This is a genomic window from Rhizobium sp. PP-F2F-G48 (assembly GCF_004342335.1).
Lineage (GTDB): Bacteria > Pseudomonadota > Alphaproteobacteria > Rhizobiales > Rhizobiaceae > Ferranicluibacter.
Genome location: NZ_SLVH01000003.1, coordinates 1 through 13,082, shown reverse-complemented (window position 1 = coordinate 13,082; position 13,082 = coordinate 1). Strand labels below are relative to the sequence as shown.

General features: G+C 57.6%; 11 protein-coding genes and 1 pseudogene. 4 read left to right on the top strand and 8 right to left on the bottom strand.

Annotated elements, in window-relative coordinates:
* Positions 1 to 2 precede the first annotated feature (2 nt).
* Genes arsB through C8J36_RS07925 form a run of 3 tightly spaced genes read right to left on the bottom strand, consistent with a single transcriptional unit; the run spans position 3 to position 1,929 of the window.
* Entirely contained in the window at positions 3 to 1,043 is a 1,041-nt protein-coding gene (gene arsB, locus C8J36_RS07935) for an ACR3 family arsenite efflux transporter (protein WP_132534006.1), read from the bottom strand.
* On the bottom strand, positions 1,043 to 1,573 hold the full coding sequence (locus tag C8J36_RS07930; protein WP_132534004.1) for an arsenate reductase ArsC: 531 nt from the start codon (positions 1,571 to 1,573) through the stop codon (positions 1,043 to 1,045). The genes arsB and C8J36_RS07930 overlap by 1 nt, the downstream gene beginning before the upstream one ends.
* Complete coding sequence (locus C8J36_RS07925) at positions 1,570 to 1,929, bottom strand: metalloregulator ArsR/SmtB family transcription factor (protein ID WP_132534002.1); 360 nt, start codon at positions 1,927 to 1,929, stop codon at positions 1,570 to 1,572. Before C8J36_RS07925 ends, C8J36_RS07930 begins: the two co-directional genes overlap by 4 nt.
* Positions 1,930 to 2,411: 482 nt before the next feature.
* Here C8J36_RS07925 and C8J36_RS07920 point away from each other — a divergent pair, with 482 nt between their 5' ends.
* Positions 2,412 to 4,628 carry an AAA family ATPase gene (locus tag C8J36_RS07920; RefSeq protein WP_207897473.1) on the top strand — a complete coding sequence of 739 codons (2,217 nt, stop codon included), beginning with the start codon at positions 2,412 to 2,414 and terminating at the stop codon, positions 4,626 to 4,628.
* Entirely contained in the window at positions 4,625 to 6,367 is a 1,743-nt protein-coding gene (locus C8J36_RS07915; RefSeq protein WP_132533998.1) for a UvrD-helicase domain-containing protein, read from the top strand. Before C8J36_RS07920 ends, C8J36_RS07915 begins: the two co-directional genes overlap by 4 nt.
* A gap of 257 nt (positions 6,368 to 6,624) precedes the next feature.
* Here the strand turns inward: C8J36_RS07915 and C8J36_RS07910 are convergent, their stop codons facing one another.
* Positions 6,625 to 7,449, bottom strand: coding sequence for a helix-turn-helix transcriptional regulator (locus C8J36_RS07910; RefSeq protein WP_165914997.1), 825 nt, complete (start codon positions 7,447 to 7,449; stop codon positions 6,625 to 6,627).
* 88 nt (positions 7,450 to 7,537) lie between these two features.
* Here C8J36_RS07910 and C8J36_RS07905 point away from each other — a divergent pair, with 88 nt between their 5' ends.
* Positions 7,538 to 8,437 (top strand): SDR family oxidoreductase, encoded by a 900-nt coding sequence (locus C8J36_RS07905; RefSeq protein ID WP_132533994.1) that lies wholly within the window; start codon positions 7,538 to 7,540, stop codon positions 8,435 to 8,437.
* 86 nt (positions 8,438 to 8,523) lie between these two features.
* On the opposite strand, the gene C8J36_RS07900 is transcribed toward C8J36_RS07905, so the two are convergent.
* Positions 8,524 to 8,772: an FGGY-family carbohydrate kinase gene (locus tag C8J36_RS07900; protein WP_132534874.1), complete on the bottom strand. Its 249-nt coding sequence runs from the start codon at positions 8,770 to 8,772 to the stop codon at positions 8,524 to 8,526.
* A 347-nt stretch (positions 8,773 to 9,119) separates the two neighbouring features.
* Between C8J36_RS07900 and C8J36_RS07895 the strand changes: the two genes are divergently transcribed.
* Positions 9,120 to 9,587 carry a hypothetical protein gene (locus C8J36_RS07895; RefSeq protein WP_132533992.1) on the top strand — a complete coding sequence of 156 codons (468 nt, stop codon included), beginning with the start codon at positions 9,120 to 9,122 and terminating at the stop codon, positions 9,585 to 9,587.
* Positions 9,588 to 9,880: 293 nt separating this feature from the next.
* Here C8J36_RS07895 and C8J36_RS07890 read toward each other — a convergent pair whose 3' ends face one another.
* From C8J36_RS07890 to C8J36_RS07880, 3 genes and pseudogenes are all read right to left on the bottom strand, one after another.
* Positions 9,881 to 11,494, bottom strand: coding sequence for a site-specific integrase (locus C8J36_RS07890; protein WP_132533990.1), 1,614 nt, complete (start codon positions 11,492 to 11,494; stop codon positions 9,881 to 9,883).
* Positions 11,491 to 11,910, bottom strand: coding sequence for a hypothetical protein (locus C8J36_RS07885; protein ID WP_132533988.1), 420 nt, complete (start codon positions 11,908 to 11,910; stop codon positions 11,491 to 11,493). The genes C8J36_RS07890 and C8J36_RS07885 overlap by 4 nt, the downstream gene beginning before the upstream one ends.
* 94 nt (positions 11,911 to 12,004) lie before the next feature.
* Positions 12,005 to 13,082, bottom strand: a pseudogene (locus tag C8J36_RS07880) (hypothetical protein); the annotation flags it as partial.

The following is a 13,082-nucleotide window of genomic DNA, read 5'->3' as shown; positions in this document are numbered from 1 at the left end:
TCTCAGGCCTTTCTGATGATGGCGGCATTGGTGCGGACGGCGGCGCCGCGCTCGTACCAGTCCTTGCTGCGGTTGACGATCCAGACCACCGACAGCATCACCGGCACCTCGACCAGCACGCCGACGACGGTGGCAAGCGCTGCGCCGGAGGTGAACCCGAACAGGCTGATGGCGGCAGCGACGGCGAGCTCGAAGAAGTTCGAGGCACCGATCAAAGCCGAGGGACCGGCCACGCAGTGCTCCTCGCCGCTGACGCGGTTGAGGAGATAGGCAAGGCCGGAATTGAAATAGACCTGGATCAGGATCGGCACGGCGAGAAGCGCGATGACCATCGGTTGCGCGATGATCTGCTCGCCCTGGAAGCCGAACAGCAGCACGAGCGTAGTCAGCAGCGCCACCAGCGAGAGCGGCTGCAGACGACCGGCCATGCGTTCGACATCCGTGCTGCGGCGCAGAACCTGGGCCACGATCACGGGCAGGACGATATAGAGCACCACCGAGAGGATCAGCGTATCCCACGGCACGGTGATGGCGGAGAGACCGAGCAGGAGGGCAACGATCGGCGCGAAGGCCACCACCATGATCGCATCGTTCAGCGCCACCTGGCTCAGCGTGAAATGCGGCTCACCCTTGGTGAGGTTGGACCAGACGAACACCATGGCCGTGCAGGGGGCGGCTGCAAGGATGATCAGGCCGGCGATATAGCTGTCGATCTGGGTTTCCGGCAGGTAGGGCCGGAACAGCCAGCCAATGAACAGCCAGCCGAGCAGCGCCATGGAGAACGGCTTGACCGCCCAGTTGATGAACAGGGTCACGCCGATGCCCCGCCAGTGGCGGCCGACCTGCGCCAAAGAGGCAAAGTCGATCTTCAGCAGCATGGGGATGATCATCATCCAGATCAGCACCGCCACCGGCAGGTTGACCTTAGCGACCTCGGCCGTGCCGATGGCCTGGAACACGCCGGGCATGAGGTGCCCGAGGCCGATGCCAACGATGATGCAGAGGGCGACCCACAGGGTCAGGTAACGCTCGAACGTGGACATCAGGCGACCTGCCCCTGCGGACGGGTACTGCCTTCAAGTTCGCCGATCTCGCGCAGGCGGGTTTCCAGCGCCAGCTTGTCGATCGAGGTCAGTGGCAGACTGAGAAACGCGGAGATCCGGTTCTTGAGGAAGCGCGCGGCCTTGGAGAACGCCTGGCCCTTCTCGATCTCGGTGCCTACGACGGCGGCCGGATCCTCGACGCCCCAGTGGGCGGTCATCGGGTGGCCGAGCCACACCGGGCAGGCTTCGCCAGCGGCGTTGTCGCAGACGTTGAAAATGAAATCCATCTGCGGCGCGCCGGGTTCGGCGAACTCGTCCCAGGTCTTGGAACGGAAGCCGGTGGACTCGTAGCCGAGGGCGCGCAGCGTATCGAGGGCCAGTGGGTGCACCTGCCCTTTGGGCTGGCTACCGGCCGAATTGGCCTTGAAGCGCCCCTTCCCTTCGCCGTTGAGAATGGACTCGGCAAGGATCGAGCGGGCGGAATTGCCAGTGCACAGGAACAGCACGTTGTAGACGCGGTCGGTGGTCATTGCAGGTTCTCCGGAGCGGACGGGTCGCAGCAGGGGGTGAGAGCGGTGATCAGGGGCGCGCACAGTTCGGCGCTGCCGCCGCAGCAATCCTTGACCAGGTAGAGGGTCAGGTCCCGCAGCGTGTCGACCTCGGCGCGGTAGATGATCGAGCGGCTGTGGCGCTCGCCTTTGATCAGCCCAGCGCGCGACAGGATCGCGAGGTGGGCCGACATGGTGTTCTGCGGCACGCCGAGCAGGCGGGCGAGTTCACCGGCGGGCACGCCCTCCGGTTCATGGCGGACCAGCAGCCGGAAGGTGTCGAGGCGGGTGGATTGGGCAAGGGCGGCAAGTGCCGCGATGGCTTTCTCTGATTCCATGTATCTGTATTGCTGGATACATGGATCTTGTCAATCGTCGTGATCCGGTTAGCGATATTACCTCATCATCAGTGCGCTTGTGCTTCCACTGAATGTTACGCGACTCTAAGGCCGTTGGCGCCACTGCTGTGCTGTCAGCCGTAGTGGCCAGCATCCTTCCCTGATATCGGATGTCTGCTTAGGCCGACATGGCCGCTGTTGGCGGCGCAGAGGCGACGTGATCCCCCGCCGGCGGGATGACTGCTTTCAGGTAGGCGCCATCACCGCTCCAATGTCGGAGATGAAGACGCAATGCGGAAATGATTTGCGCTATCTGCCCTAAGCTGAGATTTCGAAATCGGCGACTGCATGGCGGCCGCTGAAAAGCGACCAGCCGCCTGTTCGATCAGCGTCGTTTCGACACTACCGCTGGCTGCACTGATGGTTTAGTTTCCTGTAGGGGAATGAAATATCGGGGGGCTCGCCGCGTGAAAATAAGTCTAATGAAAGTCCAAAACTTCCGCCTGCTACATGACGTTTCTCTTCAGCTTGAAACGGAGACGACGGTTGTTGTGGGTCGGAACAACTGCGGCAAAACGTCATTGTCTGACGTAATTAAAAAGTTTCTCTCCGAAAAGAGCAGCTTCGAGATCGAGGACTTCTCCAGCGCGTCCTACGAAAATTTTTGTGCCGCGCACCTGGCCTACCTCAATAACGCGGACCCGCGAGAAGTCCGCGCTTTGGTCCCGACCATCGAGCTTCGCATTCACGTAAAATATGACCCGGCCATTCCGGAATTCGGGCCGTTGCAGGAATTCGTAATTGACACTGACGACACATGTACCGAGGCCGTCATCGTTTGTCGGCGCGCTCTGGCTGACGGCCGCATTGATTCACTCTTCGACGGCCTTGGGGAGATCGTCCTTGAAGGCGATCCTGCGCGCCACACCGAAGTGGACAAGCTCGCGCTGTTCCGAAGCTTAGCCGAACGCGTTCCTAGCCATTTCACCACACGTATGTGGGCTGAAGACGCTAACGACCCGACCAACACGCATGAGGTGACGCCGGCGGCCATCACGAAGCTCTTGTCGCTTGGCTTCGTGAACGCGCAGCGCGCGCTTGATGCGACCGGCGGACGTGACACCGACGTTCTGGCGAAGGTACTTGAGGGTCTCTTCCAAAGTGCTTCGGTTTCGACAGCCGACGGCTCGCAAAAGGATATCGCCGAAGGGCTTAAGAAGGCTGTCGAGGAAATCCAGACGGGGATCGATAAAGACTTCAAAGGCCAACTGGCCAAGCTCTTGCCGGCCATCGAATATTTCGGCTATCCGGGACTCGATAATGGCCCGCTCTATCCCGAGACGAAGCTCGAAATTGGCAAGCTCCTGACCAATTTCACCAAGGTTCAGTATGCGGGTCATAACGGCGTGCAGCTTCCGGAGTCCTACAACGGACTCGGCTATCGGAACCTCCTCTACATTCTTCTCAAGATCGTTGGGTTCTTCCGCGAATTCCGCGCGCACGCTCGAGCGCCCGGCCTTCAGCTCATCGTCATCGAAGAACCTGAGGCGCACCTGCATCCTCAGATGCAGGAAGTCTTCATTCGGCAGCTCCCATTGATCGTCGAAAGGCTCTGCGCACTGGAGGGTGAGAACGTCACCTGGCCAGTGCAGTTCATAGTCTCAACCCACTCTCCGCACGTCGCGAACGAAGCGCGCTTCGATGCCATCCGCTATTTTGCGATCACGTCGAAGGATCGACCTGTCGGCGTCCGTTGCACGCAGGTGAAGGATTTAAGTAGCGATCTCGCGGGCCTCAAAGGACCGGTCGCCAACTTCCTGCACCAGTATCTCACGCTAACGCGATGCGACCTGTTCTTCGCTGACAAAGCGATCCTGATCGAGGGCACGACGGAGCGGTTGATGCTGCCGCAGGTGATGCGGGCACTAGAGCAGGCCGATCCAACCTTGAAGCTCGGCAGTCAATACACGACGATCATGGAAGTCGGCGGTGCGTACGCCCAACTCTTCATACCCCTGCTGGAGTTCCTTGGACTGCGAAGCCTGATCGTGACCGACCTCGATGCGGTCAAGAAGAACGAGAAGAGCAAGCTCGAAGCGTGTCTCGTCCATGAGGGAGAGAGCACCAGTAACTCTTGCATCAAGAGCTGGTTCGCTGAGGTTGCGCCCCCTCCGGAAGCTGAAAAAGTCGAAGAGCGACAGGCGGAGCCGGCAGTCGAAGCCGCAGCCGAAGCGGTCGTCGATCTCGCTGATGACGATGAGGAGGAGGTGAAGGAGGGCACAACCCTATTCGATCTTGCAGTCGCCATGACGGCTGATGCCGCGAAGAAGACCCGCGGCACGCTCCGCATTGCCTATCAGGTGCCAGAAGCGGACGGGGGGCCGTGTGGCCGCACGTTCGAAGACGCTTTCATCCTCGCGAACCAAGGCTTGTTTGGCATCACCGGCACCACGAACGACGCGCTCGCGAAAGCTGCCGCCGATAAGGCGGCCAAGCAGAAGAAGTCCAAATTTGCTCTGACCTACGCCATAGACAAAACGAATTGGACAACGCCCCGGTACATCAAGGATGGCATCGTTTGGCTTGCCGACAGCAACGCGGCTGTTGTCGATCCCGGCGTGGCGCTGGCGGCTGAAGCACAGGCGGCGAACCCGATCGAAAATCTTGTAGAAGAGACGATCACGGGAGCCGCCGAATGAATGACGAGGCGGAACTCAATCCTGCTGAAGCGGCGGCGGTTCTCTCGTGGAAGGAGCTTCGCAGCTATCTCGATGATGGGTCGAGCTTCGTCTTCGAAGCAGGAGCCGGGGCCGGGAAGACCTTTTCGCTGGTCAAAGCGCTGCGTCACATTTTGAAAGAGCGCTCCCGCGAGCTCCAACGATCCCACCAGCAAGTTGCCTGCATCACCTACACCAACGTAGCGCGCGACATGATCGTCGCTCAGACGGACGGCCACCCGGCGATCTACTGCGATACCACCCACGCCTTCGCGTGGATGCTCATCAGTGGCTTCCAGAAGCGCCTCGTCGAGCTCGTCCGTACGCTTTCCGGGTGGGTCGACCGCGTTGAGGAGTTGGAGGCAGCGAACATCACTGGTGTCGGTTATGCCCTCGGGCGGCGTACGATCGAGGACGGTACCGCCAATCTGCACCACGACGATATCTTCCCGATGTTCATCGAGCTGATGGAATCGAAGAAGTTTCGGAATGCAGTGACGTCGCGGTTCCCGATTGTGCTGGTCGACGAGTACCAAGATAGCAACAAGGCTCTAATCGAGTGTCTAGCATCTCACTTCCTGGGCCAGCCGAAGTCACCGCAGTTTGGATTCTTCGGCGACCACTGGCAGCGCATCTACGATGAGACCTGCGGAGCCATCGAGCATGAAGCGCTGAAGCGTATCGGAAAGAAGGCCAACTTCCGAAGCGCGAAGCCCATAGTCGATTCATTGAACCTGATGCGGCCAGAGCTTGCCCAAGCGGTGAAGGACCCTTCTGCGCCTGGCTCGGTGCATATCTTCCACACGAACGGCTGGATCGGGGCGCGGGAAACAAGAAACCACTGGCAGCAAGACTTGCCAGGGCCGAAGGCCGCAAGCGCGCTGACGAAGGTGCGCGCGACGCTGGCGGCTGACTATGGCTGGGACTTCGCAGGCGACACCAAGATCCTGATGCTCACCCATCGGGCACTCGCAACGGAGATGGGCTACAGCTCCATGCGAGACGTCTTCAGCTACGCCGACTCCTATACGAGGAAGGCGAACGAGGTGATCGCGTACTTCCACGAGCATCTCGAGCCGGCGGCGCGCGCGTATCTCGACGGGAAGTACGGCGCGATGTTCGAGGCCATTGATGCCCGGCGGCCGATCATGTCTGGCCCGGCGGACAAGGCAAAATGGGCGGGCGCGCTCAAGCGCCTTTGCGAGCTGCGTAATACCGGCACGGTCGGCGAAGTCATTGCTCACCTGCAGGCGGCGGGTCTGCCGATCTTGTCGGACGCGGTCCAGCGTCAGGAGAAGGATCTGGCCCATGCCATCGCCGCTGGAGGGGAGCTGTCGAGCCGCCAGAAGGAACTAAGCAAGCTGCACAATGTCGCCTACGCGGACGTCATTGCCCTTTGTACTTACCTCGACGGCCACTCGCCGTTTCAAACCAAGCACGGGGTGAAGGGAGATCAGTTCGAGAACGTGCTCGTCGTATTTGGCCGCGGTTGGAATGAGTATGACTTCAACGCTTATCTCGGAATGGCCAAGAATCCTGCTCAGATAGCGGCCAAGGCTGCCGCATATGAGCGCTATCGCAACCTGTTCTATGTTGCGGTGTCTCGTCCGAAGCGTCGTCTGGCGCTCTTGTTTACGCAGAAGCTGGACCCTTCGGCGATGGCGACGCTCACAGACTGGTTTGGACAGCACCCCATTCTCGATATCGGGCCTACGCTCTAGCGCGCTGGCCGCAAGGGTGCAGCACCGGGAGACTATCCCCGAGGGTCCGCTTTGTGGCCCTACCGCATCGTCTGCTACTGGCGCAACCATGACCTCCATAGTGGTGGGCGGAAACGTCTGCTTTCAGGGATCCGATAATTGCGTCTCCATGTCCGACACGAGGGCGCCAAGCGGGCGTAGGTTCACCGCTTCAAATATCGATCTACGCCCGAGAACCTAGTTTATCATGCTGCTGTAAGCGCACCCGCTAATGCAGGTTAGCATCCTGACTGGACCAGATGGCGAATGCGGTCCGCAACCTTGGGGTCCACCGGATTGTAGATGACCAGATTGAGGTCAGGCCTGCCATCCACGGTGAAACCGGAATACTCCAGTTCGACGTCGCCAAGGATCGGATGCTTTATTCGCTTGGTTCCTTCACCGTGCGAAATCACATCGTTCTCTTGCCAGAGCGCTTTGAACTCGGGGCTAATCGCACAGAGGTCATTGACCAACTCGGCAATCTCCGATGTCGCTCCGGCGCGCGCGGCATCGGCGCGAAATGACCCTACAACGAAACGCGCCATCGCTTCCCAGTCGTGTTGACGCGTTCGGATATCGTGGTTGCCGAACAGCAGTCGTAGGATGTTTCGGTCTTGAGGGCCAAGGCGGTCATAGTCCGTAAGGACGATCGTCGCAGCGCGGTTCCACGCCACAATGTCCCAAGCGGCGGTGCGCACCACTGCAGGGCTCACCTCCAGTGTATCCAGAAGCCGCTGGAGGCGGGGGCTGATGCCTTCTACAGAACGGAATCGAACTTCCGGTGGTCGGCCGAGCGCAAGCATGAACATATGTTCCCGCTCCGGCTCGGTCAGCATCAAACCTTTCGCGATGCGGTTCAGAACGTCGGCGGATGGAGCGCCTCCGCGCCCTTGCTCAAGCCATGTGTACCAGGTCGCGCTGATGTTTGAGCGTTGCGCCACCTCCTCGCGTCGGAGTCCAGGGGTTCGCCTGCGGCCTGACAGACCAAATGTCGCGGGATCGAGCCGGGAGCGACGGTCTCGCAGAAACGAACCCAGAGGATTGCTTTCGGTCATCGGCATCCTGTCAATCATTATACTAGGAAAAGGTCACTACTTTAACAGCATGGTTTTAGCGGGATACAGGAGGCCGATCAACAAGGAGATACCCATGCGCATTCTCGTCACCGGTGCCACCGGCTTTATCGGATCAGCTGTTGTTTCCGAACTTCTCAAGTCGGGTCATCAGGTCATCGGGATGACCCGCTCGGATGAAGGCGCCCGCTTTCTGGAAGCGGCTGGTGCCGAAGTTCATCACGGGACGTTGGAAGATCTGGATAGCATCCGCCGCGGTGCCGAGCGTGCGGACGCCATCATTCATACGGCATTCGATCATGATTTTTCCCGTTACGCAGAGAACTGCGAGAAGGACGGCCGCGTGATCCGCGCCATGGGTGATGTTCTGAAGGGATCGAGCCGCCCACTGCTGATCACCTCTGCGACGGGACTTGGAAGCGCAGTGTTGGGCCAGCCTGCTCTTGAGGATGTCACCAATTTCGAGCATCCGATCCCGCGGATAGCTTCTGAGTTGGCTGCAAATGACTTGCTGGACATCGGCGTGAACGTCTCGGTCATGCGGCTCCCGCAGGTGCATAGCACCGTCAAGCAGGGTTTGATATCTCCGATGATCGAGATCGCACGCACAAAGGGAGTTTCCGCCTATGTGGGCGACGGAGGCAACCGCTTTCCTGCCGGGCATCTGGGGGATGTGGCGCTTCTCTACAGGCTGGCCATCGAACGAGCAGAACCCGGCGCGCGCTACAATGCCGTCGGCGAAGAGGGCGTAAAAGCTGGAGAGATCGCAGAGGCGCTTGGGCGCGGTTTGAGCCTGCCCGTGGTTTCCATCGAGCCGGACAGGGCGGCCGAGCATTTTGGCTGGATGGCCATGTTTGCAGGATTGGATTTCCCGGCATCGAGTGCGAAGACCCGCCAAATCCTTGGATGGAATCCAATCGGGCCAGGGCTAATCGCTGATCTCGATGCCATGGAGTACACAAAGTTGGTGGCCTGAATCAGGTCAGTCCAAGGATCCTAAGCGACCGAATGACATGCGGTCCAAGAGATCAAACGGTGTCTGTGTTCAAGCCAAAGAGCCGCTCAGCACCTTGGCATGATGCGCGCCTGCTCATGAACCGTCTTGAAGACCTCGTAGCGGAGATCATGGGTTGCACGGATCTCGCTTTGCGCTGGAGTGTATATCGAATCCTGGTGGCTGAGAGCCTTCATGGCCGAAGCGGTGTACATGAAGGATACGCTCGCCACGCCGCCAAGGATTGCGGAGCCGAGCAGGACCGGTTCTTCAGAGCGGGTGCCGACAACTGGCTTGCCGCAGGCATCGGCGAGGATCTGTCAGACCAGATCGTGCTGGCCCGCCCCGCCGCTGATCACGGTCTGGTCGACAGCCGCGCCGGCCTCTGTCTGCGTGTCGATACTCGGCCGGAGGCGTAATCGATGGCGTACAGGCCGGCCGAAGTGAAGCGGAACCAGACGATCTAAGTCCTCTTGCATGCCATGGCCGACAATACAGGTTCGCACGAGGATAAGAGAAAGCGCTTTGTTGTCTTAACTAGAAGGAATCAGGAAGCATGTTTCCGTAGCAGCAAATCAACGACGCATTTGGCGGCGTCGCGTTCTGGGTGTCGAAGGCTATGAAGCCGCGGTTTCAGGAACTCAGGAATCATTTGAGGCAGAACATGGAGAAGGCTTTGGATGCGCAGCTCGCCATGGATGCGCCTGCGCTGCTCGATGAGCTCGTAAACGGTAAGGAATTCTTTGAGAAGTTGGTATCGACCTACACAGGGAAGAATCCTTACGCATATGTACCCGTTCTTTCCAAGCTCGATCCCGAGGAGTTCGTCCGGACGTGGCTCAATTCCCCCAAGGAGGGCTGGTACTGGATCGGAAACACTCTGGCCGAGCGTCATAAGCGGTCGTTTCAAAACGACGCTCTCGAGGTCGAGCGACCCTGGATAAAGGAAGTCGTATCCATGGTCGAGAAGGAGATGACACGGTTGAAGGGCTTCAGACGGTTCCGGCTCGTCCGGGCAATTCAGCCCATCGTCACTGAACTAAAGGTAGATGATCAGGACGATTCTTTGGATGAGGGAGCCTGTCGCTATGGCGTGGAGGCTCATCACGCCCCGGCGCAGCCAAGTGCCTAGTTCGTCTCGATCTGCACAGCTTCAGAGCGAGCTGTCCGTGGATTGTAGGGAACGCCCGCATAGCTGCATGGTTCGAAATGCTTGTCTCAGTTCTGGCTCAGGCCCGCACTCCTCGTCACTCTCTGCATTTTCGCTGCTGAGGTGGCAATTTGGTTAGAGACGGCACAGCCGTTTGAAATATGCGGTCCAGATGCAAGGCCGTGGGGATACTCAGGCGGGCAGAAGGTGCTCGGGCCCTGCTGGGTGCCATCGCCTCCTCTTCGATCGGTGTTGCGGGTAACCAGGTTCCGGCGTTACGAGGCATCGTAGGCGAGCGTTGGCCTACTTGGGTGATGAGTTTGGTCCAGAATCAGTCTGGGGTCGTTGAGCATCATGGAGGTAGCTAATGTAAAAAAGGAGCTGTCCTCGGAAAGGGATAACCTGTCTACAAATTGAATAAGTATATTTGTCCTCACGTCAGAGAGCTCTCTCCGGCCCATGACAAGTATATCCCAAATTTTTCGGAACAGATTCGCTGACTTAGAGTCTATTTTGGTAAGATTAGCGTGGAGTTCTTTATCTACGTAGTACCTGACTGTTGTGTTGATAGAAGAATGTCCTAGCGCAGCGGCGAGATCAGTAAGCGCCATATTAATAAGCACTTGGTCAAAGCGATACTGGTTTTGTGAGAAATATTCACGCCACATTGCGGCGGCAGTCACTGTAGCGAATAATCCTCTTAGCTGATGCGCGCTCTTAGGGATTTTGCATGCTTTGAAGCCTTTCGCAATAATGTCGCCGATAGTTCCTGAATCGAGTGCCTTCTTTGTCTGAAATGATAGTAATATTTCTGGACTTAGCTTATCCTGATCTGCTCGGTTCCATAGTTTCATCTGTTGGTGCCTGCAGCCCCATACGCCGACCTCGAGCAGATCGCATACTGTCTCAATCTGGAATGGCACATATCTTGTCTTCAAGCCCTTACCTGTGATTCTTACTGACAGGAATGCGTATTCCTTTCTATCCTTCAAAGAGAGCACCTTCGAGATAATGCGCTTCTTCGCGTCTTTGTCTTCGGCAATGGAGTCAAGGTCAATAAGTGAACTGGTAATGCCTGCGTCGAACAGCGCCGCTGCAAGCTGATATACACTGAGTCGACTGACCTCCTCACACCGTAGGCCCCCTCCGACCATGGCTACCGCAATCAGCCAGTTTCGATCCGCGACTATCTGATCCTTGATGGGAGCGGCCGCAAGCCTGCGTTTTTTCTGAACCCGGAAGGCATGGCCGCGAAGGTAGGAGTATAGCCTTTCGGACTCCTTAGGTTTCACAGCTCGCGGCGTCCGCGGCGTCACTCTGACTCGAACAGCATAGAACCACTTCTGGACGTGAAGCTTCTTTTTCCGGTCCCAGCCAAGCTTCAACGTGATCGGGTGATTTCGATCATCCTTGTTCTGTCCCACGAACGTAGGTGTTCGTTTTCCGCCGTACATGAAGGGGAGGGCAAAGGGCAAGTCGCGGTAAAATGTGAAGATGGTGCCGAGCTTCGTTGAAATGCGTTTTCGCTTCTCGAATTTCTCATTGGATTGCCGTTTCTTCCCACTCTCGTTCTTCGCTCCTACCTCAGCCTCGACGGACCATCCGAGTTCGTTCCTAAATTCAATCAGCAACTCGTCGGTGCCGTCGAAGAGTGTGAGCCCTTTGTTGTAAAGGAAAACGAGCCACTGCCTCAGTGTGAATGCCTCGGGTCTTAGCGAGCTAATTGCGACCCTGTCACTGACGACCGAATACCCGAAAAAAGCCAGAAGCGGCTCACTCAATCCGCCGTCGGGCTCGCTGATCAGTGGTAAACCTGTAACCTGTGTGCCACCCCACTTGAAGCCAAGAGGAGCGAACTCGAGGTCGAAGTTGCTTGTTGAGTAGTTCATCGACGGCCGTACGCTTTTTTCCTTAAGTCTACGTTCTCAGCCGTGAGCTCCGCAATTTGTTGTTTCTGTCTTGCGATGATCGCTTCGCGATCTCTAAGATCTTGTTGGAGATTGGTGCGGCTGTCTTGAGGGCCAGCGTCGATCTTGTCGAGAGCTGCCCAAAATAATTCTATGAGAGCACCGTTTTTTGGGTGGTCGGGATTGTCGAGTGCCGGCCATTTCCACGGCCATAGTCCGCGCTCTGGATCCACCCATTCACGCAGTTGCTTTCTCTCTCTTGGTATCGACAATCCAGCAACTACCATCGATGGATTCTCTGCAAATTTCACGATGATCGCTACCTTTCTACGGAGCGATTCGAGGACATGGCGTTCCTTGTCGTCCCAAGCCAGTTCGCGGAGCTGCTCGCTCGTCAAGAGTTTGTCCCATAGGGCTCCCGACGGAAATGGGATTGGCACGACCGTCGTCAGGGTGATCGGTGGACGCTTAGTGTGCTTCCGCGACCGTCTCTTACGGACGCTGCTTGCCATCTACCGCTTTCCTTGCGTCTATCACCAAATTGACGAGATCGTTGACGTATCGCTGCGCGTCGTCTGCGCATGCTGATGTAGCCGCCATCGGGATCTGAGCTTTTCTGTTCTCGATCGTGAGATCCACCTCCTTCTGATTGGCGTTGAAAAGGATGCAGAAATCGCAATCGAGGCACGCGAAAAGTGAAGTGTAAGCGTAATTCGGCCAAGTCTGCGAAGGAGCAGATTTGAGAATGCCGGTGTGGCGCCAAGGCGCACGATCTTCATCTTCAAGACGAAGACAAACTGGCTGTCTCGCCGTTCCTTTTGATTTCTTCTGGTAGTTGCAATACAGCGGGAGGCCGGGAACCGGATAAAGGGAGCCATCGGCGGCTGCCGCCTTAACCTGCGTTAGCACGTCAGCTCGGACATCAGTCGGGCCGTTACTAGGTGCCGCTGCCACACGCATCCTAGCATATGAGCGATCTGTCGCATCCTTAAGAAAGTCTAGTAGATTGATTGCGCCTTTTCCAATAGGAGTCTCCAGCCCATCGAACACGGCCATGTGCATCTCGACAAAAAATTCCTGTCGACCCTCATTGTAGACACGGCGACGAGTGTCATTGTGTAGGAGGGCTTGCTTGGCATCTCTAAGATACCGTTCTTGTTCGGGGTCGAGGTTGGCAAGCTCGGCCTTTGTTAGAAGAGCGACCTCTCTGCGAAGAAAGGACAGAGCTCCCGTCTCCTCGTCGTCCATGTAATGGCGGCTGCTGTCGCCTGACCAATGCCTCAACGATCTATTGGTGGCATCAAAGCTGTTCCAAAGATTTCCGTGGAAGGTCGCAACGACGAAGCCTTTCCGAAGCATGTGATACGTGAGTTTCCATGTCGCCTGACCGTCGGGAGGCTCGAGTCCACAGTACTCGACAAAGCTGATTAAGTTGTTGCCGAAATTGGTGTCTACGCTCATCGTTTGATGGTCGGTGACCTGCCACTGAAGTTTCATCCGGCTGCGATTAGAGCCTGGGCGGTTTTTGATACGCCAAATGGCGGGGTGGGAGCAACCGGCGGAAACGCGA

Bases quoted from the DNA above. Each gene is read 5' to 3' on its own strand.
- arsB (WP_132534006.1), bottom strand. From the start codon at position 1,043: ATGTCCACGTTCGAGCGTTACCTGACCCTGTGGGTCGCCCTCTGCATC.
- C8J36_RS07930 (WP_132534004.1), bottom strand. From the start codon at position 1,573: ATGACCACCGACCGCGTCTACAACGTGCTGTTCCTGTGCACTGGCAAT.
- C8J36_RS07925 (WP_132534002.1), bottom strand. From the start codon at position 1,929: ATGGAATCAGAGAAAGCCATCGCGGCACTTGCCGCCCTTGCCCAATCC.
- C8J36_RS07920 (WP_207897473.1), top strand. From the start codon at position 2,412: ATGAAAGTCCAAAACTTCCGCCTGCTACATGACGTTTCTCTTCAGCTT.
- C8J36_RS07915 (WP_132533998.1), top strand. From the start codon at position 4,625: ATGAATGACGAGGCGGAACTCAATCCTGCTGAAGCGGCGGCGGTTCTC.
- C8J36_RS07910 (WP_165914997.1), bottom strand. From the start codon at position 7,449: ATGCCGATGACCGAAAGCAATCCTCTGGGTTCGTTTCTGCGAGACCGT.
- C8J36_RS07905 (WP_132533994.1), top strand. From the start codon at position 7,538: ATGCGCATTCTCGTCACCGGTGCCACCGGCTTTATCGGATCAGCTGTT.
- C8J36_RS07895 (WP_132533992.1), top strand. From the start codon at position 9,120: ATGGAGAAGGCTTTGGATGCGCAGCTCGCCATGGATGCGCCTGCGCTG.
- C8J36_RS07890 (WP_132533990.1), bottom strand. From the start codon at position 11,494: ATGAACTACTCAACAAGCAACTTCGACCTCGAGTTCGCTCCTCTTGGC.